Origin of the sequence: Ralstonia sp. NFACC01 (assembly GCF_900115545.1) — a bacterium.
Taxonomy (GTDB): domain Bacteria; phylum Pseudomonadota; class Gammaproteobacteria; order Burkholderiales; family Burkholderiaceae; genus Ralstonia; species Ralstonia mojiangensis.
On the sequence record NZ_FOWV01000005.1, the window covers coordinates 252,873 to 274,602 of the forward strand.

At 65.6% G+C, this 21,730-nt stretch carries 26 protein-coding genes; 3 read left to right on the plus strand and 23 right to left on the minus strand.

Annotation, left to right across the window (positions count from 1 at the left end; all coding sequences use genetic code 11):
* The first annotated feature begins 11 nt into the window (after positions 1-11).
* Both dnaJ and BM136_RS14630 read left to right on the plus strand, forming a co-directional pair.
* A complete protein-coding gene (gene dnaJ, locus BM136_RS14625) occupies positions 12-1,160 on the plus strand; it encodes a molecular chaperone DnaJ (RefSeq protein WP_092972527.1) in 1,149 nt (382 codons plus the stop codon).
* Positions 1,161-1,310: 150 nt separating this feature from the next.
* Entirely contained in the window at positions 1,311-3,209 is a 1,899-nt protein-coding gene (locus BM136_RS14630) for a bifunctional chorismate-binding protein/class IV aminotransferase (protein ID WP_092972529.1), read from the plus strand.
* Here the strand turns inward: BM136_RS14630 and BM136_RS14635 are convergent.
* Genes BM136_RS14635 through BM136_RS14675 form a run of 9 tightly spaced genes read right to left on the minus strand, consistent with a single transcriptional unit; the run spans position 3,153 to position 10,724 of the window.
* Positions 3,153-3,851 carry an ABC transporter ATP-binding protein gene (locus tag BM136_RS14635; protein ID WP_092972531.1) on the minus strand — a complete coding sequence of 233 codons (699 nt, stop codon included), beginning with the start codon at positions 3,849-3,851 and terminating at the stop codon, positions 3,153-3,155. The two genes, BM136_RS14630 and BM136_RS14635, sit on opposite strands and share 57 nt — an antisense overlap.
* Entirely contained in the window at positions 3,848-4,555 is a 708-nt protein-coding gene (locus tag BM136_RS14640; protein WP_092972533.1) for an ABC transporter permease, read from the minus strand. Before BM136_RS14640 ends, BM136_RS14635 begins: the two co-directional genes overlap by 4 nt.
* A gap of 12 nt (positions 4,556-4,567) precedes the next feature.
* Positions 4,568-5,386 carry a 3-methyl-2-oxobutanoate hydroxymethyltransferase gene (panB, locus tag BM136_RS14645; RefSeq protein WP_092972535.1) on the minus strand — a complete coding sequence of 273 codons (819 nt, stop codon included), beginning with the start codon at positions 5,384-5,386 and terminating at the stop codon, positions 4,568-4,570.
* Between the two features lie 56 nt (positions 5,387-5,442).
* Entirely contained in the window at positions 5,443-6,087 is a 645-nt protein-coding gene (locus tag BM136_RS14650; protein WP_092972537.1) for a deoxynucleoside kinase, read from the minus strand.
* A gap of 28 nt (positions 6,088-6,115) precedes the next feature.
* The gene (folK, locus tag BM136_RS14655) at positions 6,116-6,631 is read right to left on the minus strand and encodes a 2-amino-4-hydroxy-6-hydroxymethyldihydropteridine diphosphokinase (RefSeq protein ID WP_024974845.1); all 516 of its coding nucleotides are present in this window, start codon (positions 6,629-6,631) and stop codon (positions 6,116-6,118) included.
* The gene (gene pcnB, locus BM136_RS14660) at positions 6,628-8,190 is read right to left on the minus strand and encodes a polynucleotide adenylyltransferase PcnB (RefSeq protein ID WP_092972538.1); all 1,563 of its coding nucleotides are present in this window, start codon (positions 8,188-8,190) and stop codon (positions 6,628-6,630) included. Before pcnB ends, folK begins: the two co-directional genes overlap by 4 nt.
* A 12-nt stretch (positions 8,191-8,202) precedes the next feature.
* On the minus strand, positions 8,203-8,877 hold the full coding sequence (locus BM136_RS14665) for a histidinol-phosphatase (RefSeq protein WP_092972540.1): 675 nt from the start codon (positions 8,875-8,877) through the stop codon (positions 8,203-8,205).
* Positions 8,878-8,929: 52 nt separating this feature from the next.
* Positions 8,930-9,631, minus strand: coding sequence for a DnaA regulatory inactivator Hda (gene hda, locus BM136_RS14670; RefSeq protein ID WP_004631704.1), 702 nt, complete (start codon positions 9,629-9,631; stop codon positions 8,930-8,932).
* A 22-nt stretch (positions 9,632-9,653) separates the two neighbouring features.
* Positions 9,654-10,724 carry an AI-2E family transporter gene (locus BM136_RS14675; RefSeq protein ID WP_092972542.1) on the minus strand — a complete coding sequence of 357 codons (1,071 nt, stop codon included), beginning with the start codon at positions 10,722-10,724 and terminating at the stop codon, positions 9,654-9,656.
* 164 nt (positions 10,725-10,888) lie between these two features.
* On the opposite strand from BM136_RS14675, the gene purM reads away from it, so the two are divergent.
* Positions 10,889-11,944 (plus strand): phosphoribosylformylglycinamidine cyclo-ligase, encoded by a 1,056-nt coding sequence (gene purM, locus BM136_RS14680; protein WP_092972544.1) that lies wholly within the window; start codon positions 10,889-10,891, stop codon positions 11,942-11,944.
* Positions 11,945-12,017: 73 nt separating this feature from the next.
* On the opposite strand, the gene BM136_RS14685 is transcribed toward purM, so the two are convergent.
* The 14 genes from BM136_RS14685 to BM136_RS14745 all read right to left on the minus strand — a co-directional run bounded on the left by BM136_RS14685 (position 12,018) and on the right by BM136_RS14745 (position 21,719).
* On the minus strand, positions 12,018-12,458 hold the full coding sequence (locus BM136_RS14685) for a hypothetical protein (protein ID WP_092972546.1): 441 nt from the start codon (positions 12,456-12,458) through the stop codon (positions 12,018-12,020).
* Between the two features lie 38 nt (positions 12,459-12,496).
* Positions 12,497-12,760 carry an Ada metal-binding domain-containing protein gene (locus BM136_RS14690; protein WP_092972547.1) on the minus strand — a complete coding sequence of 88 codons (264 nt, stop codon included), beginning with the start codon at positions 12,758-12,760 and terminating at the stop codon, positions 12,497-12,499.
* A gap of 6 nt (positions 12,761-12,766) precedes the next feature.
* Positions 12,767-13,852 (minus strand): bifunctional DNA-binding transcriptional regulator/O6-methylguanine-DNA methyltransferase Ada, encoded by a 1,086-nt coding sequence (gene ada, locus BM136_RS14695; RefSeq protein ID WP_092972549.1) that lies wholly within the window; start codon positions 13,850-13,852, stop codon positions 12,767-12,769.
* Positions 13,853-13,947: 95 nt separating this feature from the next.
* Positions 13,948-14,847 carry a c-type cytochrome biogenesis protein CcmI gene (gene ccmI / locus BM136_RS14700; protein ID WP_092972551.1) on the minus strand — a complete coding sequence of 300 codons (900 nt, stop codon included), beginning with the start codon at positions 14,845-14,847 and terminating at the stop codon, positions 13,948-13,950.
* Positions 14,844-15,314, minus strand: coding sequence for a cytochrome c-type biogenesis protein (locus BM136_RS14705; RefSeq protein ID WP_092972553.1), 471 nt, complete (start codon positions 15,312-15,314; stop codon positions 14,844-14,846). The genes ccmI and BM136_RS14705 overlap by 4 nt, the downstream gene beginning before the upstream one ends.
* Positions 15,307-15,849, minus strand: a complete 543-nt coding sequence (locus BM136_RS14710) for a DsbE family thiol:disulfide interchange protein (RefSeq protein WP_092972555.1) — start codon at positions 15,847-15,849, stop codon at positions 15,307-15,309. Before BM136_RS14710 ends, BM136_RS14705 begins: the two co-directional genes overlap by 8 nt.
* On the minus strand, positions 15,846-17,864 hold the full coding sequence (locus BM136_RS14715; RefSeq protein ID WP_092972557.1) for a heme lyase CcmF/NrfE family subunit: 2,019 nt from the start codon (positions 17,862-17,864) through the stop codon (positions 15,846-15,848). Before BM136_RS14715 ends, BM136_RS14710 begins: the two co-directional genes overlap by 4 nt.
* Entirely contained in the window at positions 17,861-18,331 is a 471-nt protein-coding gene (gene ccmE / locus BM136_RS14720; RefSeq protein ID WP_092972559.1) for a cytochrome c maturation protein CcmE, read from the minus strand. The genes BM136_RS14715 and ccmE overlap by 4 nt, the downstream gene beginning before the upstream one ends.
* Complete coding sequence (locus tag BM136_RS25390; protein ID WP_175537140.1) at positions 18,328-18,477, minus strand: hypothetical protein; 150 nt, start codon at positions 18,475-18,477, stop codon at positions 18,328-18,330. The genes ccmE and BM136_RS25390 overlap by 4 nt, the downstream gene beginning before the upstream one ends.
* Positions 18,474-19,259: a heme ABC transporter permease CcmC gene (gene ccmC / locus BM136_RS14725; protein ID WP_092972561.1), complete on the minus strand. Its 786-nt coding sequence runs from the start codon at positions 19,257-19,259 to the stop codon at positions 18,474-18,476. Before ccmC ends, BM136_RS25390 begins: the two co-directional genes overlap by 4 nt.
* A 4-nt stretch (positions 19,260-19,263) precedes the next feature.
* Positions 19,264-19,932 (minus strand): heme exporter protein CcmB, encoded by a 669-nt coding sequence (gene ccmB, locus BM136_RS14730; protein WP_092972563.1) that lies wholly within the window; start codon positions 19,930-19,932, stop codon positions 19,264-19,266.
* On the minus strand, positions 19,929-20,561 hold the full coding sequence (ccmA, locus tag BM136_RS14735; protein WP_092972565.1) for a cytochrome c biogenesis heme-transporting ATPase CcmA: 633 nt from the start codon (positions 20,559-20,561) through the stop codon (positions 19,929-19,931). Before ccmA ends, ccmB begins: the two co-directional genes overlap by 4 nt.
* Before the next feature lie 54 nt (positions 20,562-20,615).
* Positions 20,616-21,203: a cytochrome c3 family protein gene (locus BM136_RS14740; RefSeq protein WP_092972567.1), complete on the minus strand. Its 588-nt coding sequence runs from the start codon at positions 21,201-21,203 to the stop codon at positions 20,616-20,618.
* A 12-nt stretch (positions 21,204-21,215) separates the two neighbouring features.
* Positions 21,216-21,719: a nitrate reductase cytochrome c-type subunit gene (locus tag BM136_RS14745; RefSeq protein WP_024974862.1), complete on the minus strand. Its 504-nt coding sequence runs from the start codon at positions 21,717-21,719 to the stop codon at positions 21,216-21,218.
* Positions 21,720-21,730: the final 11 nt, after the last annotated feature.

Below are 21,730 nucleotides of genomic sequence, written 5' to 3' on the forward strand. Positions count from 1 at the left end.
CTGAAGCCACCATGGCAAAACGTGATTACTACGAAGTGCTCGGGGTGGGTAAGAACGCGAGCGACGACGAGATCAAGAAGGCTTATCGCAAGCTCGCGATGAAGTACCACCCCGACCGCAATCCGGACAGCAAGGAAGCGGAAGACAAGTTCAAGGAGGCCAAAGAGGCCTACGAGATGCTCTCCGACGCCGAAAAGAAGGCTGCCTACGACCAGTACGGCCACGCGGGCGTCGACCCGAACATGGCCGGCGGCTTTGGCGCGGGCGGAGCAGGTTTTGGCGGCGGTTTTGCCGAGGCCTTTGGCGACATCTTTGGCGATATCTTTGGTCAGGCCCAGGGCCAGGGCGGACGCCGCGGTAGTGGCCCGCAGATGTATCGCGGCGCTGATCTGCGCTACAGCATGGAGATCACGCTGGAGCAGGCCGCGCATGGCTACGACACGCAGATCCGCGTGCCGCATTGGGACGAGTGTGACCACTGCCACGGCAAAGGCGCCGAGCCTGGCTCCAGCGTGGAGACCTGCCCAACGTGTCACGGCGCCGGTCAGGTGCGTGTGTCGCAGGGCTTCTTCACGATGCAGCAGACTTGCCCGAAGTGCCACGGCAGCGGCAAGTACATCCCCAAGCCGTGTACCAAGTGCCACGGCCAGGGCAAACTGAAGAGCCAGAAGACGCTGGAAGTGAAGATTCCGGCCGGCATCGACGAAGGCATGCGCATCCGTTCGTCGGGCAACGGCGAGCCGGGTATCAACGGCGGCCCCCCGGGCGACCTGTATGTGGAAATCCACATCAAGCAGCACCCGGTGTTCGAGCGCGACGGCGATGACCTGCACTGTCAGATGCCGATCTCGTTTGCGACGGCAGCCATTGGCGGCGACATCGAAGTGCCGACGCTGGGCGGTCGCGCTTCGTTCACGGTGCCCGAAGGCACGCAGGCCGGCAAGACGTTCCGCCTGCGTGGCAAGGGCATCAAGGGTGTGCGTTCGGGCTATGCGGGCGATCTTTATGTACACATCAACATCGAGACGCCGGTCAAGCTGACGGAGCACCAGAAGGATCTGCTCAAGCAGTTCGACAAGTCCGTGCATGAAGGCGGCTCGCGGCACAGCCCGCAAGAGCAGTCGTGGATGGACAAGGTAAAGAACTTCTTCTCCTCGTAAGAAGCCGCGTAAAGCTACTGCGCGGCCAGATCTTGGCCCTGCGATACTCGCCGTACTCATGTACGGCTGCGTTTCTCGGACCAACCTCTGGCCGCTCGCTACGCTTTTCGAGGCTTCTTAAACACCACCTTTTCAATCAAGGACATCGTCATGCAGCCGCTCCAAGCGCCAGAAGCCGGCGCGCCGTTCGCGCTGCTGGACGATGCCACCTCGGGCGGCGCGCCGTGCTCGCGCTGGTACACCGATTATGCCGGCGAGTTCTTCCGGCCGGTGGGCATCCTGGATGGGCTGGACGATGACCTTCGTGCCGCTTGGAGCCGGGGTTTGCATGCCCTGATCGTTGCGCCGTACGAGTTTGGCGAGCCGCTGGTCGGTCTGCCGGCTTCCACCGAAATCTCTTCCTCATTGCCTGGCCACGATGGCCGCCTGCGCGTGCTGCTGTTTCGCACGATGCGGGTGCTGTCGTCGGCAGAGGTCGATACGCTGTTCGGCGCATGGCCCGATGCAACGAGTGCAGCGGGCCTGTTCGACTGTGCCGCCAGCGTCGATCACGCCACCTACACCGACGCCGTCGCGCGCATCCACGACTGGATTGCGGCGGGCGATACCTACGAAGTCAACTACACGTACCGCCTGCGCATGACTGCGTTTGGCGCGCCGGCGGCGTTGTATCGGCGCCTGCGCGCGCGCCAGCCCGTGCCCTACGGCGCATTCATCGCGCTACCGGAGGGCGGTGCGATTCTGTCGTGCTCGCCGGAGCTGTTCTTTTCGCATCACGCGGGCCAGCTTGTTGCGCGGCCGATGAAAGGCACCGCGCCTGCCACCGGCGACGTTGAAGTCGACGAAGCCCGCGCCATGGCGCTCGCAGCTGACGAAAAAAACCGTGCCGAAAACCTGATGATCGTCGACCTCTTGCGCAACGATCTCGGCCGCCTCGCCCGTGCGGGGTCGGTGCACGTGCCGGCGCTGTTCGAGGTGACGCCGTTCGGCAGCGTGCTCCAGATGACGTCGACCGTGGAGGCCGAGATTCCGCCGGCCACCGGCCTTGCTGATTGCCTGCGAGCGCTGTTTCCGTGCGGCTCCATCACTGGGGCGCCCAAGCGGCGGACGATGGAGGTCATCGAGACGCTGGAGCCAGAGCCACGCGGCCTGTACACCGGCGCGATCGGTTGGATCGATGCGCCTGTTGATGATCGTGCGATGGGCGACGCATGCTTTTCAGTGGCGATCCGCACGCTGGTGCTCGGCCCGCCCCGCGCTGATGGCCTGCGCAGCGGCGAACTTGGCATCGGCTCCGGCATCGTGCACGACAGCGTCGCCGACGAGGAGTACGCGGAGTGCCAACTGAAGGCGCGTTTCGTGACGGCACTCGATCCAGGGCTGTCGTTGTTCGAGACGATGCGCGCGACGCGTGATGGTGTGGCGCTCCTGGATTGGCATCTGGCGCGGTTGGAACGTTCGGCCGCTGCATTCGGTTTCCCTTTCGACCGAACTGTGCTGACGAATGACGTGGCACTTGCGTGCGCAACGCTCGAAGGCGAGGGCGCTTATCGCATGCGCCTGTTGCTCACGCCGGAGGGTGCGGCAAACGTATCGGCGGTGCCCCTGTCTCCGCTGCATGCGAGCTGGGATGCGCCGGTCCGCCTGCTCGTTGCCGCGCAACCGCGCGAGGTCACGCATAGTCTGCCGACGCACAAGACCACGTTGCGGGCAGGCTACGACGCTGCCTGGCAGGCGGCCGAGCGCGAAGGTGCATTCGATACGGTGTTCTTCAACGCCGATGGCACGTTGGCCGAAGGCGGGCGCAGCACGTTGCTGGTTAAGCTCGACGGCGCGTGGTGGACGCCGCCGCTGTCCGCGGGTGTCTTGCCGGGCGTGATGCGTGCGGTGCTGTTGAAAGACGCGTCGCCGTGGCTTGATGGGCCGCTGCAGGAACGTTCGCTCACGCGCACCGAGGTTGCTCGCGCCGAGGCCATCGCGGTATGTAACGCCCTACGCGGCGTGGTGCCCGCGCATTTCGAGCCGCCCCTGACCGTCGACGTGCTCTAGCTTCCAGCGGGCCACGCCGGGCAGGTTGATCAGTTCGCGGTCGTGGCAGACCATCAGCAGCGTGCGGCCTTCTGCTGCCAGTTCTCCCACAAGTGCAATGACTTGCTCGCGTGCGGCGCCGTCCAGATTCGAAGTCGGTTCGTCGAGCAGCAGCACATCGGTGTGCAGCGCGCGAGCCCGCGCCAATGCGAGGCGCTGTGTTTCGCCGCCGGACAGGCGTTCGGGCGGCACATCGACCACGTGCTGCAGGCCCGCCCAGTGCAGGGCATCGTCAACTCGGTCAGCCAACTCCGCATGTGCCACACGATGTGCGCCCGTGGTCAGGCCATAGGCAAGATTCGCGCGTACCGAAGTGCGGAACAGATAGGGATGCTGGTGCACGTAAGTCAGCCGCGCGCGCAGCTCGGCCGGATAGGGCGACAGCGCCTGCTGCCCGTGGCCCATATCAACGGTCGCACCATTGGCGGGTGCAAGCCCGGCCAGCATGCGCAGCAGCGTTGTCTTGCCGACGCCGTTTGCGCCCGTGATGACGATCGCATGTCCTGCAGACAGTGCCAGGCGCGGGATCTCGAACAGCACGCGCGCGCCGTGCTGGCAGCGCAAGCCTTCAAACACCAGGGTTGGCCGCGACGACGCACTCATGCCGGCTCCCTGCGATAGTTGCCAGCCCCTTGCAACCACGCGAGCACGAGGTTGACGAGCAGTGCCAGCAGGATCAGCACGATGCCCAGCGCGATGCCCTGCGCGAATTCGCCCTTGCTTGTTTCCAGCGCAATCGCCGTGGTCATGGTGCGTGTGACGCCTTCGATGTTGCCGCCGACCATTAGCGCCGAGCCCACCTCCGCGATCACGCGCCCAAAGCCGGCCACCACGGCCGCCATTAAGCCGAAGCGCAATTCACGAAAGACGGTCAGCAGTAACCGGACGCGCCCGGCGCCAAGCACACGCGCTGTCTCGGCGAGACGCGGATCCGCGCGTTCAAGCGTCGTCAGTGCAAACGCGACGATCACCGGCAGGCCAAGCACCGCTTGTCCGAGGATCATCCCACCCTGCGTGAACAGCAGCCCGAAGCCGCCCAGCGGCCCCTGTCGCGAAAGCAACAGATACAGCAGCAGCCCGATCAGCACCGTCGGAAATGACAGCGATGCCTGCGCCAGCACCACCAGCGCACGGCGCCCCATAAAACGGTGCATGGCGATGAGGTAGGCGATGAGTAGACCTGGGGGCGCCGCCAGCAGTAGCCCCGCGATCGCCACCTTCAACGACACCCAGACGATCAGCCACAACGCCACGTCGCCGCTGGCAAGCAGGGCGAAGGCGTCGACGGTGGCCGACCAGATTTCCATGCGGATGCCCGCTCAGGCGAAGGTGTGTTCCGGGCCGGGGAACGTGCCGTCCTTGACGGCTGCCACATAGGCGGCGACGGCGCCATCGATGGTAGTCTGCCCGTCCATGAAGTTACGTACGAACTTGGGGCGATGCCCGGGGAACACGCCCAGCATGTCGTGCATCACGAGCACTTGGCCCGAGCACTCCAACCCGGCGCCGATGCCGATGGTGGGAATTGCCAGCAGGCGTGTGACTTCGCCGGCCAGATCGGCCGGGATGGCTTCCATGACGACGAGCTGCGCGCCGGCATCCTGCACCGCCAGCGCATCGGCCTTCAGTTGCGCAGCCGCTTCATCGCCGCGACCCTGCACCTTGAAGCCGCCGAACGCATGCACCGATTGCGGCGTCAGGCCGATGTGCGCACACACCGGAATGCTGCGTTCAACGAGAAACTTGATCGTCGGGGCGAGCCACACGCCGCCTTCGAGCTTGACCATCTGCGCGCCGGCCTGCATCACGCGCACGGCGCTGTGGAAAGCCTGTTCGGGCGTGCCATATGTGCCGAACGGTAGGTCCGACACGAGCAGCGCCTTGTCAATGCCGCGCGACACGCATTCGGTGTGATAGACGATGTGCTCAAGCGTGACGGGCAGCGTGGTCTTCTGGCCTTGCATCACGTTGCCGAGCGAATCGCCGACGAGCAGCACGTCGGTGCCGTTGCGATCCATCAGGGCGGCGAAGCTGGAGTCGTAGGCGGTCAGCATGGCGATGCGCTCGCCGGCGGCACGCATGGCCTGCAGCGAAGTCACCGTGACGGCCTTGCGGTTCGATTCCTGGAGGTAGCTCATGGACTGAGACTCATTGGGGCATCGCGAGCGCCCACGCAGACCATGTGGTGCGTCGACTAGCGCGTTGCCAGCTTGATGAATTCCTTGGGTCCGCGCATCGCGTCGATGCGGGCGAGCAAGGTGCGGAAATCGTCGTCGTTGCCTGCGGGGTCGAAGGCAGCGGTGTCGACGATCATCGTCGGTGCGGCATCGTAATACAGAAACAGCTCGCCGTATGCGGCGCAGATGCGTTCGAGATACTCCGCATCGATGCCGGTTTCGTAGGGAACGGCGCGACGGGTGACGCGTGGCAGCAGGTCCTCGGCGCGCGCCTGCAGGCAGATGACAAGATCAATGCGCTGTTGCGGCAGGGCCAGCGCATGGGCCATCGCGTCGTACAGCGCGAGTTCATCGGCGGGCAGCGTGAGCTGGGCGAACAGCCGGTCGCGCGGCAGGAAGCTGTCGGCGACGATGCGCTCACCGGCGAGCGTCGCCTTGTGCCACGCCTTCAGACGCTCGGCACGCTGCAGCAGGAAGCGCAGCTGCACCGGCAGCGCATAGCGCGCAGGGTCTTCGTAGAAGCGGGCGATGAAGGCGTTTTCGGCGGGCGTTTCGAACAACGTCGACGCACGCAAATGGTCGGCCAGACGCTGGGCTAGCGCGGTCTTGCCCACGCCAATGGGCCCTTCGACAACAATGCGGCGCAGGTGATCCAGTGCCATCAGCGGGTGGTTTGTGTGGTGGGGGTGATCAGGCGGCGGGCTGCTTGGCGCGCATGCACTGGCACATCGTGGTCTTTTCGATGCGCTGGTCGGACACACCGGGCAGCAGTGCAGCCACGGCGCCAATGCCCGGAATCACGAGATCGGGCGCCAGTTCATGCAGCGGCAGCAGGGTAAAGGCGCGTTGGCCCACGCGCGGGTGGGGCACCGTCAGCTCGGGTGAGGTGAGGACGTGGTCGCCGTAGAGCAGCAAGTCCAGATCCAGCGTGCGCGGCGCGTTGTGGAACGGGCGCTCGCGGCCGAACTGGTCTTCGATGTGGTGACAGATGCGGAGTAGCTGGTCGGCAGTGAAATGCGTGTCGATGCGCACTACGGCGTTGATGTAGTCATCGCCACTGGATTCGACGGGCGCGCTGCGATACAGGCTCGATTTGCCGGTGACGGTGATGCCGACCTGCTGTGCGAGGCAGACCACGGCGTCTTTCACTGCCTGGCGCGCGTCGCCCAGGTTGGCGCCGATGCCGATGTACGCCACTGTCTTCACGTTTCCTCCGAACTTCCCGGATTGACGTCACCGACTGTATCCGATTTTGCCGGACCACGTCGGCGGCGACGGCGCTTGCCGGGGCTGGCCGGACCGGCATTTGAGGAGGGGCTCGGGGCGTGCTTGGCTTGTGCCAGGAGGGCTTCGCGGGCTTCGCCATCACCGCTCTGGAAGTCGGTCCACCAGTCGGCGAGTTCCTGCGGCAATTCGCCCGAGGCGCAGCGCAGCGCGAGGAAGTCGTAGCCGGCACGGAAGCGCGGCGACTCCAGCAGCCGATACGGCATGCGGCCCGAGCGCTTTTCAAAGCGCGGCTGCATGCTCCAGATTTCCTTCATGTCGGAGGTGAAGCGGCGCTGGATGGCGAGTTGCTCGGTCTGGCGGTCGAGCACTTCATCCATGGCGGTGTGCAGCGCGGGGATCAGCGGCTCGCCGGCAGCGCGGCGGCGGTTCCAGTGCTCGACCACGTGATGCCACAGCAGCGAGGCAAACAGGAAGCCCGGCGAGACCGGCTTGCCAGCTTTGACGCGGTCGTCGGTGTTGTCGAGGGCGAGCTGCACGAAGCGCTGGCCCATCGGCTGCTCCAGCGCGACGTCAAGCAGCGGCAGCAGGCCGCTGTGCAGGCCCGCCTTGCGCAGCTCCTGCAGCGACGCCCAGGCGTGGCCCGACATCAGCAGCTTCAACATCTCGTCGAACAGGCGGGCGGCCGGCACGTTGTGGATGAGCGGGCCGAGCTCCGCAATGGGCGCGCGCGTGTCGGCGTCGATGTCGAAGCCGGTCTTGGCCGCGAAGCGCACCACGCGCAGCATGCGTACCGGATCTTCGCGGTAGCGGGTGTGCGGATCGCCGATCATGCGCAGCGTGCGTGCGCGCATGTCTTCCATGCCGTGATGGTAGTCATGCACGGTTTCGTCGGCGGGGTCGTAATACATCGCGTTGACGGTGAAGTCGCGGCGGGTGGCGTCTTCGGCCTGGGTGCCCCAGACGTTGTCGCGCAGCACACGGCCGCTGGCGTCGACAGCGTGCGTGTGGTGATCCAGCTCGGTGCGTTTGACGCGCTTGCCGGCGGGCACCTGCTCGGCGTCGACCGCGTCGACGAGCGCGCGGAAGGTCGAGACTTCGATGATCTCCTGATCGCGACCACCGTAGAACGTGACGTGCACGATCTGGAAGCGGCGTCCGATAATGCGCGAGCGGCGGAACAGCGCCTGGACCTGATCGGGCGTGGCGTTGGTCGCTACATCGAAGTCTTTCGGCTTGATGCCGAGCAGCAGGTCGCGCACAGCGCCGCCCACGATGAAGGCGGCGTAGCCGGCTTCCTGCAGCGTGGATGTGACCTTGACCGCGTTGCGCGAGAGCAGCTTCGGGTCGATGCCGTGCTCGTCCACGCTCCATACCCGTGCCTGGCGCGGCACGCCGCCGGCGGACTTGGCGCGCGCCTTGGCCGTTTTGGGTGCCTTGGGCGTGCGGGCCTTCCTGGCAACGGGTGCTCCCGGTTCAGCCGGAGCGTGGGGCTCTGCGGAGGTCTTGCCCAGCAGGCGATTGATGAGTTTCTTGATCACGCCGCGCCTTGCTTAGAAGAGATCCATGATGCGCCAATTGCGCGCGGCTGCCAGATTGCGCAGCGTGTCGTCCGGGTTGGTGGCGACGGGGTCGGTCACTTCCTCCAGCAGCGGCACGTCGTTGGCCGAATCGCTGTAGAAGGTGCTGCGCTCGAAATCGCTCCAGCCGCGGCCCATGTTGGCCAGCCACTCGTGCACGCGCGCGACCTTGCCCTCGCGAAAGCTCGGCGTGCCGGCCACGTCGCCGGTGAAGGCGCTGTCCGGGTTGCCGTCGGCGGTGGCCGGTTCGGTGGCGATCAGGTGGTCGATACCGAAGGCCTCGGCAATCGGGCGGGTGACGAAGCTGTTGGTGGCCGTGACCACGCAGCACAGGTCGCCGGCGTCCAGGTGCTTGTAGACCAGCGCTTGCGCCTGCGGCGTGATCTTCGGACGGATCACGTCGTGCATGAACTCGGCGTGCCACTGGGCGAGCGTGTCGCGCGGGTGGGCGGCCAGCGGCGCCAAGGCAAAGCGCAGAAACGCATGGATATCCAGCGTGCCGGCTTTGTAGTCGGCATAGAACTGATCGTTCTTGCGCTGGTATTCGGTTTCATCCACCACGCCGCGGCGGATGAGGAAACGTCCCCACTCATGGTCGCTGTCGGTGGGGATGAGGGTGTGATCGAGGTCGAAGAGGGCCAGATTCATGGGGCGCGATTTTACCCGAACGTTGCATCACCGGCCGCGCGAGCCCCGGGATTCACTTCATCAGCGCGAGCATGTCGCGCACGAGCGGCAGGGTGACGGCGCGCTTGCGGGCCAGCGAATAGGTGTCGAGAGCGTCCAGCAGGGCCATCAGGCTCGGCATGTCGCGGTAGGAGTGCGTCACGAGCCACTGCGGCACGTCGGCCGAGAGCTGCATGCCGCGTTCGCGAGCGGCTTGGCGCAGGGCTTCGACTTTGTCGGCGTCGGACAGCGGGCGCAGCCAGTAGACGAGGCCCCAACCCAGGCGGGTGCGCAGGTCTTCACGCAGCGGCATCGCCATCGGCGCGGCGGCCCCGGAGATGGCGATGGCGGCATGAGGATGCGCGCGCACTTCATTGACGAGGTTGAACACGGCGATCTGCGCCCATTCGTCCAGGCGCTCGGCGTCGTCGATCGTCCAGACGGTGATCGTCGGGTCGAATTCGAAGGCTTCGGGCGGGGCGTCGGGTTCCAGCGTGCGGACTTCGTAGCCGCCAGCCTCGGTTTGGGCGCAGATGGCTTGCAGCAGGTGGCTGCGACCGCTGCCTTCTTCGCCCCAGAGGTAGACCAGGCGGTCTGTGGCGGTACCGTCCACCACCTGCGGAATCAGGGCGCGCAGGCGCAGCACCGCCTCTTCGTTGCCGGTGGCGACGAAGTTGTCGAAGGTCGGGGCGGGTGTCGCACCGAGTTCGAGCGGGAGCTGTTCGGGTGTGGCCATGAAACGTGAGGCGGCGGGTGAGTTATTCGCGGTACAGCTTGCTGCCCAGATAGAGCTGGCGAATCTGCCGCAAACCGACGAGCAGCACTGCGCTGATCGGTAGGGCCAGCAGGATACCGAAAAATCCGAACAATTGGCCAAAAGCCAGCAAGGCGAGGATGACCGCCAGCGGGTGCAGGCCAATGCGTTCGCCGACCAGGCGCGGCGTCAGGTAGAAGCTTTCCAGGAACTGGCCGATGCCGTACACCACGGCGACTGCCAGCAAGCCGTAGAGGTTGCCGAACTGCAACAGTGCGGCAAGGATGGCCAGCGTGAGCCCCACGCCAAAGCCAATGTACGGAATGAACACCGCCAGCCCCGTGAAGATGCCTACGGGCAGCGCCACGTCAAAGCCGGCCAGTGCCAGCCCCGCCGAGTAGTACACCGCCAGCACCAGCATCACGATGATCTGCCCGCGCAGATATTGTGAAAGCAGGCCATCGGTTTCGGTGGCCAGTTCGCGCGTTTTTGACAGCCAGCGGCGCGGCACGGCGGTTTCGATGCGGCGCATGAGCATGTTCCAGTCCATCAGCAGGTAGAACATCACGATCGGCACCAGGAAGAAGATGCCCAGCACCTGGATGGCCGCCGAGCCCGACACGCGCAGATAAGTCAGCACCCGGGCCACCACGTCATCCGGGCTGGCGGCGAGCTGTTCGGTGAGCAACGCGCGCAGGCCCGGAAAATCAAAGCTGACATGCAGACCCAGTTCGTCCAGCTTGGGCGACAGAAATGCGTTGAGCTTGGCGAGCATGCCGGGCAGTTGCTCCCGGATGGTCGGAATTTCACGCTGCAGCACCGCCAGGATCAGCAGCATCAGCGCCACGCCCACCACCGAGAGCACCAGAATCATCAAAAACACGCCCAGCACGCGCGGTACGCGATGGCGTTGCAGCCATTCCACGCCCGGGTGCAGGATGTACGACAGGATGAACGCGAAGACGAAGGGCGTCAGCGTGGGCGCCAGCGCCTTGAGCAGGGCCAGGAAGACAAGCGCCACGGCGATCCAGGCGAGCGTGCGCTTGGTTTCCTGCGACAGCACGGGGGCGTTCATGAGGGGCGACGGTTTCGATGGCGGGGTGGACGAGTCGGAAAAGCGGCCATCGGGGTGGCCGCATCCGGTAAAATCGCGATTTTACTGGACCGGCGGGTCTGGTTTTTGTGACTTCCCGCCGCCGTCTCGCTTTCTTTCCCGGTTTTTTCAATTCAGACGACTGTATGAGCGCTTCCGAAACCCCATCCGCATCGACCGGCCTGTCTTACCGCGACGCGGGCGTCGACATCGAGGCGGGTGACGCCCTTGTCGACCGCATCAAGCCGTTTGCCAAGCGCACCATGCGCGAAGGCGTGCTGGGCGGCATCGGCGGCTTCGGCGCGCTGTTCGAGCTGTCCAAGAAGTACCAGGAGCCGGTGCTGGTGTCCGGCACCGACGGCGTGGGCACCAAGCTCAAGCTGGCCTTTGCGCTGAACCGCCATGACACGGTGGGCCAGGATCTGGTCGCCATGAGCGTGAACGACATCCTCGTGCAGGGCGCCGAGCCGCTGTTCTTCCTGGATTACTTCGCCTGCGGCAAGCTGGACGTCGACACCGCTGCCACCGTGGTCAAGGGCATCGCCCAGGGTTGCGAGCTGGCGGGCTGCGCGCTGATCGGCGGCGAAACCGCTGAAATGCCGAGCATGTACCCGGACGGCGAATACGACCTGGCCGGCTTTGCCGTCGGCGCAGTCGAAAAGCGCAAGATCATCGACGGCACCACCATTGCCGAGGGCGACGTGGTGCTGGGCTTGGCCTCGTCGGGTGCGCATTCGAACGGTTACTCGCTGGTGCGCAAGATCATCGAGGTGTCGCGCCCCGATCTGAACGCCGATTTCCACGGCCAGCGCCTGCAGGACGCCATCATGGCGCCGACGCGCATCTACGTGAAGCCGCTGCTATCGCTGATCGAGACGCTGACCGTCAAGGGCATGGCGCACATCACCGGTGGTGGCCTGACCGAAAACGTGCCGCGCGTGCTGCAAGACCACCTGACCGCCGTGCTGCACAAAGACGCGTGGACGCTGCCGCCGCTGTTCCAGTGGCTGCAGAAGGCCGGCAACGTGGCCGATGACGAAATGCACCGCGTGTTCAATTGCGGCATCGGCATGGTGGTGATCGTGTCGGCAGCCGATGCACCGGCCGCCATCGCGCACCTGAAGGACGCGGGCGAGACGGTCTACCAGATCGGCGAAATCCGCGCCCGTCAGGCTGGCGAAGCGCAGACGATCGTGGTCTGACGCGAGGTTCGCACCCACAAAAAACCGCCGATGCGTTCGGCGGTTTTTTTTATGCGCGTCGTCTTGCGGACGCTTATTTGAGCGGGACGTATTCGCCGCTGGCCGGGTCGTCCTTCTGCAGGGCGCCGGTGTTCTTGTCGATAAGCAGCGTGACGACGCGCGGCGCGGTGTTCGGGTCGCCGCCGCAAGCCGAAGTGTGGTTTTCTAGCACTTCGACGCTGTTGTGCGTGTCGTCGGCCCGGTCCACCACGAACGACAGGCACTCCTGCGACAGGGTGGTCAGCTTGTATTTCTCGATGGCAGCGCGGGCCAGATCGACGGCCTTTGCCTGTTCGGCTTCGCTGACGGCGGGCGCGCTGGCAGCCGGCGCATTGGCCGCGTTGGACGCGCCAAGGGCGGGGGCCGCAGGTGCGGAAGCTGGAGCGGGCGCGGCAGGCTTGTGCGCGTCGTCGGAGCGGCCGCAAGCCGCCAGCGCGAGAGCGGTGAGCACGGCAAGCAGCAGGGGTTTGATCATGATGTGCGGAGCGTGTCGGCGATGTTCAGCCCACGACTTTACCCGCAACTGGCTGATTTTTTCCATGCCACATAAGCCTGTGGCATGCACACGGCGCAGGGCCGATAGCCGGCGCCGCGAGCGTTGGCTTCGTTGAGGAAGAACACGCGGTGACGCACATAGCCGCCGCGCTCGATGGCCCGACGTGCTGCTGCGCAATCGAGCCGGCCATAGATGCGCGCGCGCCGATGCCCGCCCAGCGTGCCGGGCGCGGCGCTCTCATAGGGCTGGCCGTCCGCGCCGATGAGGGTCCACGTTCTCACGCGATTTCATGCGGCGGATTGCGCTTCGCGCTCCAGCAGCGCCAGCTTGCGCTCCACCCCCCAGCGATAGCCCGAGGTGTTGCCGTCTCGGCGGATCACGCGGTGGCACGGGATGGCCACCGCAATGTGATTGGCCGCACAGGCCTGCGCCACCGCGCGTACCGCCTTGGGTGCGCCGATGCGCGCGGCAATCTCAGCGTAGCTTGTGGTGCTGCCCGGCGGCACTTCACGCAGCGCTTGCCACACGCGCTCCTGGAACGCGGTGCCGCGCACATCCAGCGGCAGTTCCAGCCCGATGGATGGCGCCTCGATCAGCCCCACCACCCGAGCCACGAGGTCCTCAAAGCCCGCATCCCCGCCGATGAGTTCGGCCTTCCGGAACGTGTCTTGCAGATCGCGCACAAGGGCGTCGGGATCGTCGCCCATCAGGATCGCGCAGATGCCGCGATCGCTCTGCGCCACCAGGATCGAACCGAGCGAGCATTCGCCCACCGCGAAGCGGATCGTCGTCTGGGCGCCACCGGCACGGTAGCGGCTCGCCGTCATGCCGAGCACGTTGTCGGATGCCTCGTAGAAGCGGCTGCTGGCGTTGAATCCGGCGTCGTAGATGGCCTCGGTGACGGTGCTGCCGCGTCCCAGTTGCGCACGCAGCTTGCGGGCGCGATGCGCATCGGCGTAACCCTTGGGCGTGAGGCCCGTGACGCTCTTGAACAGGCGATGGAAGTGATACGGGCTCAGCCCGGCGTCTTGCGCGAGTGCGTCGAGCGTGGGCGGCGTGTCGGCTGCCTCGATGCGGCGGCAGGCCTGTGCGACCAGCGCGGTTTGCTGCGCGCGCACGGTGGTCTGATCCGGGGCAGCGCGGCGGCTCGGGCGATAACCGGCGGCTTCTGCGTCGGCAGGCGTGTCGAAGAATTCGACGTTTTCCGGGCGCGGCAGGCGCGACGGGCTGCTCGGCTGGCAATACACGCCAGTGGTCTTCACCGCATAGACGAATTGCCCGTCGGCAGAGGCATCGCGCGCCAGCACGCGAGCCCAGCGCGGGTCGTGTTCAACAAGGGAGGTGTCCGGTACGGGGCGGGCGGAGGTTTGCATGGCGTCATCCAGTGGACTGCGATGACTGTACTGTAGGTACGTCCGTCTGGCCGGGCACTCCGCGTCTTGCGGTCAAATTCGAAGCACCCCTCGCGTCACTTGCCGCCGGGTGCTTTCTGCTGATCAGCGCGCGCGGCGGCCAAGTTGGCGGCGATCTGCTTGGCGCCGGCAGATTCAGGGGGCAGCAGCCGGTACAGGTGCTCCCACTGGGCGATTGCATCGCTCACGTCACCACGTTCGACGGCGGCGGAAGCAGCCAGTGCCAGCGCTTTGGGCTCGTCCGGGTCGGCCTTCAGGGCGAGGCGCACCTGCTCCGTGGGCGCACCAGCGAGGGCGCCGCCCTGGGCGGTAGCGAGTGCGTCGGCGTAATCGGCACGCAGGCTGGCGACGTCGGGGGCAAGGGCCACCGCCTTCGCATAGGCGGCGACGGCGTCGGCGGGGCGCTCCATCGTGCTGTAGGACCGCGCGAGCAATGCCCAGCCGGGTGCGTCGTCGGGCGTGTCGCGCAGCCGTTGCGCGAGCCTGTTGACCATCGATTCGATCTGCGCGTCTCCACCGGTGTGATCGCTGCGGGCGGCGGTCATCATGTCGCCGGGCATCCACAGCGAAGCGGGCTTGCCCAGGTGCTGGTAGAGCAGCACGGCGGACGTGGGCAATGCGGCCAGCAGCACAGCGGCGAGCAGAACGGGGCGGCGGTCGGAGCGCGCCTGCGAGGTGCTGGCGGTGTTGGCTGTATCGTCCAGCAGCCGCCGGCCAAGCTCTGCGCGTGCGTGCGCGTGGCCCACGGCATCGATGGTGCCGGCGCGCAGGTCGGCATCCAGTTCGCGCAGTTGGTCTTGGTACCAGCGAACCATCTGGCTGCGCACGGTGGGACTCTGCATGTGCGTATCGCCCTCATCGCTGCGCGTGCGTCGCAACAACGGTGTCAGCAGAACCGCCATGGTGACGGCTGTGAGGGCGGCCGCCAGCAGCCAGAACAAGGTCATCACGGTCATGGGCGGGGGTCTTCCGGTGGCGACGCGGCGAGCAGGGCGGCGAGGCGCGCTCGCGCGTCAGCGTCCATCTCGGCGGGCGGCGCGTTCTGCTGTTTGCGGGACGACACGATGCCGAACACCACCGCCATCAACAACAGCGCCGGGCCGAACCACAGCAGATAGGTCAGCGGCTTGACGGGCGGCCGGTACAGGACGAAATCGCCATAGCGCTGCACGAGATAGTCCTTTACGGCGCCCTCGGTGGCGCCGGCACGGAGTTGTTCTCGAATCTGGCGGCGCAGATCGACGGCCAGGTCGGCGTTGGAATCGGCGAGGGTCTGGTTCTGGCAAACAAGGCAGCGCAGCTGCTCCGACAGCGCGTGGACGCGGGTGTCGAGATCGACGTCCGCCGCAGCGGCACAAGCGGGCATCTGCAACGTGAACGCCGCGACGCCGGCCAGAACGAGCGCGGCCAGACGCTTATGCATGACCACCTTCCTGCTCCAGTTGCTGCAGAAGCGGCACGATCTTGCGTTCCATCGACTCGGCCGTCAGGGGGCCGACCTGCCGATAGCGGATCACGCCGGCGCGATCAATGACGAAGGTTTCCGGCACGCCGTAGACGCCGTAGTCGATACCGACTTTGCCGTCAGCGTCGACGAGCGACGCGACATACGGATCGCCCATTTGCTTGAGCCACGCGCGTGCGGCGTCGGCGTCGTCCTTGTAGTTCAGCCCGTAGATCGGCACGGAGGATTGCTTGGCGAACACGTTCAGCACGGCGTGCTCCGCGCGGCAGGCGGTGCACCACGACGCCCAGACGTTGAGCATCCACACCTTGCCGCGCAGGTCTTGCGGCGTGAGCGGGCCGGCAGACGATTCCAGCGCCGTCAGCCTGAACGCCGGGGCGGGCTTGCCGATCAGCGGCGAGGGCAGTTCACGCGGGTCACGCGACAGCCCCGCCGCCAGCGCAATCACCAGAACGAAGAACGCTGCCAGCGGCAGCACGTAGCGCAGCTTCACCGTGGCTCCTCGGTCGCCGGCATCGCCAGTGATGGGCCGGCCAGTGCAGTGTCTGGCGTGGTGCGCGGCGCTGTGGAGCGGCGGCGCAGACGGTAGCGGCGATCGCACACGGCCAGTAAGCCACCCAGCACCATCAGCGCACAGCCGCCCCAGATCCAACCGACGAAGGGCTTGATGTAGATGCGCATGGCCCAGTTGTCTTGTCCGAGTGATTCGCCCAGCGCGACATAAAGGTCGCGTGTGATGCCGGTGTCGATGGCGACTTCGGTCGTGGGGGTTTCCTGGCTGCGGTACAGGCGCCGCTCGGGCAGCAGCGTGGCCACCGGTTTGCCGTAGTGGCTGACTTCGACGTGACCGCGCAAGACGTCGTAATTCGGGCCCTGCGCCGGCGCAACGTTGGTGAGGTGGAACATGTAGCCGCCCACCTCAACCGTGCCGCCCACGCGCATCGGCAGCTCGCGTAGCGTCTCCTGGCTGAGCACCAGCGTGACACCCGCGATGAACACCCCCACCCCCGCGTGCGCCACCAGCATGCCGAAGTAGCTCGGCGGCAACTGCCGCAGCGTCGTCAATCGATTGCCGGGCTGGCGAAGTTTTTCGGCCAGACTAGCCAGCGCACTCGCAAGACACCATGCGGCCAGCGTCAGCCCGAGGCCCGCCAGCGCGGACGTTCCATAAAACACCGTCAGCCCAAGCCCCACGGCAACACTCGCCACCGCCGCCCAGCGCAGCCGCACGGCCATTGACGGCAGCGCGCCGTGACGCCAACGCGCCAGTGGCGCCGCGCCCATCAGCAGCACCGCAGGCGACATCAGCGGCACAAAGACTTGCTCGAAATACGCCGGCCCGACCGAAATCTTGCCCAGCCGCAGCACATCCAGCGCCAGCGGATACAGCGTGCCGAGCAGCACTGTGGCCGCAGCCACCGCGAGGAGCACGTTGTTGGCCAGAAGGAACGATTCACGGGCGAATAGTGAGAACGTCGCCCCTTCCGAGGCGCCGCTGGACAACCGTTTTGCGCGCCACGCAAACAGACCCAGCGCACCGCCCGTCACGATGCCCAGCAAGGCCAGGATGAACAGACCGCGCTTTGGGTCCACCGCAAAAGCATGCACTGACGTCAGCACGCCCGAACGGACGAGGAACGTGCCAAGCAGACTCAACGAGAACGTGAAGATGGCCAGCAGCGCCGTCCATGCCCGAAACACGCCGCGCTTTTCCGTCACCGCCAGTGAATGGATCAGCGCTGTGCCCGCCAGCCACGGCATGAACGACGCGTTTTCGACCGGGTCCCAAAACCACCAGCCGCCCCAGCCGAGTTCGTAGTACGCCCAGGCGCTGCCGAGCATGATGCCGGTCGTCAGGCATGCCCAGGCGGCGGTTGTCCAAGGCCGAGACCAGCGCGCCCAAGTGGCATCGAGCCGACCCGACAGGAGCGCGGCCATCGCAAACGAAAACGCCACAGCAAAGCCCACGTAACCCATGTAGAGCATGGGCGGATGCGACACCATGCCTGGGTCCTGCAGCAGTGGGTTGAGGTCGCGCCCTTCCATGGCCGGCGGCAACAGGCGCAGGAACGGGTTGGACGCCAACAGCAGGAAAAGCAGCAGCCCCGTGCTGATGGCACCCATCGCGCCCAGTACGCGCGCCACCACGGGCAACGGCAGTTGCCGGCTGAACAACGACACGGCCAGCGACCACACCGCCAGCATCGTCGTCCACAGCAGCATTGATCCCTCGTGCCCGCCCCACACGGCAGCCACGCGATAAGGCAGCGGCAGCGCGCTGTTCGAGTTGGCGGCCACATAGAGCACGCTGAAGTCATTGCTGACGAACGCCCAAGTCAGCGCGCCATACGCCAGCAGCACCAACGCACACTGCGTGCGCGCCGCGGGACGCGCCACGGCCATCCAACGCGCGTTGTCGCGCGCCGCGCCCACCAGCGGCAGCACTGATTGCATGACCGCAGTCAGCAGCGCCAGGATCAACGCGAAGTGGCCCAGCTCGGCAATCATCGAGACACGCTCCGGGCAGATTCCTTCGCCATTTGCTCGTTGACCTGTGCGGCGCGACGTAAGGCATCAGCGGCTTCTGGCGGCATGTAGTTTTCGTCGTGCTTGGCGAGCACCTCGTTGGCGACGAAGACGCCATCTTCGCCCAGCCGCCCGCGCGCGACCACGCCCTTGCCTTCGCGGAACAGGTCCGGCAGCAAGCCGTGGTAGACGACTGGCACACCGCGTGCTGTGTCGGTGACGACAAAGCGGATGGTCATGCCGTCACGTTCGCGTTGGATCGAGCCGCGTTCGACCAAGCCACCCAGGCGAAAGACCTGTGCAACAGGCGCTTCCTTGGCGGCGATCTGGCTGGGGCTGAAGAAAAACACCAGATTGGAGCGGAACGCATTCAGCGTGAGGGCGGTAGCCGCACCCGCGCACACCAGCGCGGCGAGCAAGATACCGAGGCGGCGTTGTCGGCGTGTCATTGGTTGCCGCCGTCAGAATGGGAGTGAGTGCGATTGGCAGCGCGCCAGCGGCGAGCGAGCAGCAGCAACTCCGCTGCGATGCAGATGGCGGCCACGGCAAACGCGCCCACAATATAGTCGACGTGATTGACGCAGAACTGGCTCATGCCGGCGTGCTCAGGTTGTGGTCATCGTCGGCGCGCTCGCGCATGATGCAACGCACGCGAATCAGCGCCACGCAGATGCTGTACATCCAGCACGCGAGCGTCATCAGCAGCATGCCGAGCAACATCGTCATCGCCATCGACGGAGCCGCCGTCAGGCTGATGGACGCGCCCTGGTGCAGCGTGTTCCACCACTGCACCGAGAAGTAGATCACGGGGATGTTGACCACGCCCACCACGGCAAGCACGGCACATGCGCGTTCGGCGCGGCGCGGGTCTTCAATGGCGCTTTCCAGCGCGATGAAGCCAAGGTACAGAAACAGCAGCAGCAACTCCGATGTCAGTCGCGCATCCCATACCCACCATGTGCCCCACGTTGGCTTGCCCCACAGCGCGCCTGTCCACAGCGCAATGGCGGTGAACAGTGCGCCGGTGGGCGCCAGCGCCGAGGCCATCATCGACGAAAGTCGCGTGCGCAGCACCAGCGCCAGCGCGCAATAGCCTGCCATCACCAAGTAGATGAACATCGACATCCACGCGGCCGGCACGTGCAGGAAGATGATCCGGTAGACCTCGCCCTGCTGCGCATCGGTTGGCGCCACAACAAAACCGACGTAGAGGCCTGCGGCGAGGAACAGGAGTGCGGCCACGCCAAACCAGGGCGCCAACTTGCGCGCGAGCGGATCAAATCGCACGGGCGACGCATACGCGAGCCAGTTCCAGCGTCGGAAAACAGGTTGGCGCGCAGCGATGGAGGTGCTGTGGAGTCCGGATCGGTTCGTCATCGGATCATTCCACGGCAATGCGCAGCCCGGCGGCAGCAGCCAGCGGGCAGACAAACAGCGATAGCGCCAGGCAAGCGCCCAGCAGCGAGAAATGCGGCATGACATCAAGCCCCGCATCGGCCGCCGAGCCCGCGCCCGCACCAAACACAAGCACGGGCACACACAACGGCAGGACGAGGATGCACAGCAGCGCTGCGCCATTGCGCACGCCCAGAGTGAGCGCTGCACCAACGGCGCCGATCAGCGCAATGGCAGGCGTGCCGATCAGCAGCGTGGCTGTCAGCAGCAGCGTTGCATGCAGCGGCAGGCTGTACTGCTGCGCCAGGATGGGCGTGAGCAGCAGCAACGGCAAGCCGCTCGCGAACCAGTGTGCGGCAATCTTCGTCAGCACAATCAGGGCAAGCGGGTGTGGCGACAACAGCAATTGATCGAGGCTGCCATCAGCGTGTTCCTGCGCAAACAACCGAGAGAGCGAGAGCATCGACGCCAGCAGCGCCGCGACCCACAGGATGCCCGGCGCAAGCATGCGCAACTGTTGCGGGTCGGGGCCGATAGCCAGCGGAAACAGGCTCGCCGCAATGACGTAGAACACCACGCCACCGACGAGGTTGCCGCGCCGCCGCCATGACAGCGCCAGATCGTGTCGCAGGATGGCCATCAGCATCGGCTTCATGCGGTGCCCCCAAGCCGAAGCACGCGATTTGCCCCTTGCGGACGTTCTAGCAACTGATGCGTGGCCATGATTGCCATGCCGCCTGCGTGCAGGTGCGCATCGAGTTGTGCGGTGAAGAGCCCGACGGCATGGTCGTCGAGCGAGGCGATCGGCTCGTCGAGCAGCCACAGCTCGCGCCGCGCAAGCAGCAAGCGCGCCAGTGCCACCCGCCGACACTGGCCTTGCGAGAGCTTGCGCACGGGCGTGGCGGCCAGCTTGCCGAGTTCGAGCGCTTCTAGTGCAAGCCCGATGCCAAACGGCTCGGATGCCGAATCGCGCAATCCGGCCAGTTGCATGGCCAAGCGCAGGCTCTCCGTCACAGTGAGATCTGGGTCGATGCCGTTGGTGTGGCCAACGTAGCAAAGCGCATTGAGGAAGGCGGGATCGCCGCTGCCCACCGGCGCGCCGTGCCATGTCAGCGAGCCGCTTGCCGGTGCCAGCAGGCCACAGAGCACGCGCAGCAGCGTGGTCTTGCCGCTGCCGTTCGCGCCCGTTACCTGCACCAACTCGCCCGCCGACACCGAGAGGTCCAGCTCGCGGAAGATCCGACGGCCGGCGCGCGAAAACGTCAATTGGCTGGCAACAAGCACGGCATTGGGGGCTGAGTGAAACGGGGTCTAGCGCCGGCAGCACGTTCACGTGCTTTACTCGGTCTTCATCTTCGACATGTCGGGCAGATGGTGCGCAATACCCTTGTGGCAGTCGATACAGGTTTTCTCTTTGCTGCCCAGATATTGGGCGTGCATGGCCGACGCGCGCGGGCTTTGCCGCGTGAAGTCCATCGATTCGTAATTGTGGCAGTTCCGGCATTCCAATGAATCGTTGGCCTTGAGTCGATCCCATTCGTGCTGGGCCAGCTCAAGCCGGTGCGCTTCGAATTTCTCGCGCGTGTCGATGGTGCCGAAAATCTTGCCCCACACTTCCTTGGAAGCCTGCATCTTCCGTGCGATCTTGTTCGTCCAGGCGTGCGGAACGTGACAGTTGGAGCAGATCGCGCGTACACCGCTGCGGTTGGTGTAATGGATCGTGCTCTGTAGTTCCTGGTACACGTTGTCGTGCATTTCGTGGCAACCCGTGCAGAACGCCTCGGTGTTGGTCACCTCCATCGCGGTGTTGAATGCACCCCAAAACACCACGCCTGCAACAAAGCCGCCCAACGTCAGAAAACCCAGGCTGAAATACGCGCTGGGCCGGTTGATGGTGCGCCAGTAGCGCTTGATCAGGTTGAGCATGGCTGCACCGCCTCAGTTCTTGCCCACGCTCTTGCCATCAGGCTTGCGTTTGAGCAGTTCATCGACATCGACAAACGTATTGGTGATAAGCGGCTTGGCGTCGGCCTGCGGCACGTGGCATTGCGTGCAGAAGAAGCGGCGCGGCGAAACGTCGGCCAGTTGGTGTCCATCGCGGTCAACGTAGTGCGTGGGGCTGATCGCGATCGCACGCATCTCTTCGGCCTTCGTACGCGCATGGCAGGACAGACAACCGTTGTGATCCTTGTTGATCTGATACATGTACGTGCCGTCGATCTTGTGCGGAATCGTCGGCGGCTGCCCGGTGTAGTTGCGCTCGCGGCGCACGTCCCTGTTCTCGGTGGGATACAGGATCGGTGGCGTCGATTCGGCGGTGATCGGCGTCGAGCCGCGCATGGCGTCGACCACGCCTTGAGCCTGCGCGGGCAAGTTGGCAAGGGTCGCCAGCAACAGCGCGCAGATGGCGGCTGGCAGTCCCAAGAGTCGGCTGAGCTTCATGACATTTTCCT

Coding starts and splice junctions, on each gene's coding strand:
- dnaJ (WP_092972527.1), top strand. CDS start 12: ATGGCAAAACGTGATTACTACGAAGTGCTCGGGGTGGGTAAGAACGCG.
- BM136_RS14630 (WP_092972529.1), top strand. CDS start 1,311: ATGCAGCCGCTCCAAGCGCCAGAAGCCGGCGCGCCGTTCGCGCTGCTG.
- BM136_RS14635 (WP_092972531.1), bottom strand. CDS start 3,851: ATGAGTGCGTCGTCGCGGCCAACCCTGGTGTTTGAAGGCTTGCGCTGC.
- BM136_RS14640 (WP_092972533.1), bottom strand. CDS start 4,555: ATGGAAATCTGGTCGGCCACCGTCGACGCCTTCGCCCTGCTTGCCAGC.
- panB (WP_092972535.1), bottom strand. CDS start 5,386: ATGAGCTACCTCCAGGAATCGAACCGCAAGGCCGTCACGGTGACTTCG.
- BM136_RS14650 (WP_092972537.1), bottom strand. CDS start 6,087: ATGGCACTGGATCACCTGCGCCGCATTGTTGTCGAAGGGCCCATTGGC.
- BM136_RS14665 (WP_092972540.1), bottom strand. CDS start 8,877: ATGAATCTGGCCCTCTTCGACCTCGATCACACCCTCATCCCCACCGAC.
- hda (WP_004631704.1), bottom strand. CDS start 9,631: ATGGCCACACCCGAACAGCTCCCGCTCGAACTCGGTGCGACACCCGCC.
- BM136_RS14675 (WP_092972542.1), bottom strand. CDS start 10,724: ATGAACGCCCCCGTGCTGTCGCAGGAAACCAAGCGCACGCTCGCCTGG.
- purM (WP_092972544.1), top strand. CDS start 10,889: ATGAGCGCTTCCGAAACCCCATCCGCATCGACCGGCCTGTCTTACCGC.
- BM136_RS14685 (WP_092972546.1), bottom strand. CDS start 12,458: ATGATCAAACCCCTGCTGCTTGCCGTGCTCACCGCTCTCGCGCTGGCG.
- ada (WP_092972549.1), bottom strand. CDS start 13,852: ATGCAAACCTCCGCCCGCCCCGTACCGGACACCTCCCTTGTTGAACAC.
- ccmI (WP_092972551.1), bottom strand. CDS start 14,847: ATGACCGTGATGACCTTGTTCTGGCTGCTGGCGGCCGCCCTCACAGCC.
- BM136_RS14705 (WP_092972553.1), bottom strand. CDS start 15,314: ATGCATAAGCGTCTGGCCGCGCTCGTTCTGGCCGGCGTCGCGGCGTTC.
- BM136_RS14715 (WP_092972557.1), bottom strand. CDS start 17,864: ATGATTGCCGAGCTGGGCCACTTCGCGTTGATCCTGGCGCTGCTGACT.
- ccmE (WP_092972559.1), bottom strand. CDS start 18,331: ATGACACGCCGACAACGCCGCCTCGGTATCTTGCTCGCCGCGCTGGTG.
- BM136_RS25390 (WP_175537140.1), bottom strand. CDS start 18,477: ATGAGCCAGTTCTGCGTCAATCACGTCGACTATATTGTGGGCGCGTTT.
- ccmC (WP_092972561.1), bottom strand. CDS start 19,259: ATGACGAACCGATCCGGACTCCACAGCACCTCCATCGCTGCGCGCCAA.
- ccmB (WP_092972563.1), bottom strand. CDS start 19,932: ATGAAGCCGATGCTGATGGCCATCCTGCGACACGATCTGGCGCTGTCA.
- BM136_RS14740 (WP_092972567.1), bottom strand. CDS start 21,203: ATGCTCAACCTGATCAAGCGCTACTGGCGCACCATCAACCGGCCCAGC.
- BM136_RS14745 (WP_024974862.1), bottom strand. CDS start 21,719: ATGAAGCTCAGCCGACTCTTGGGACTGCCAGCCGCCATCTGCGCGCTG.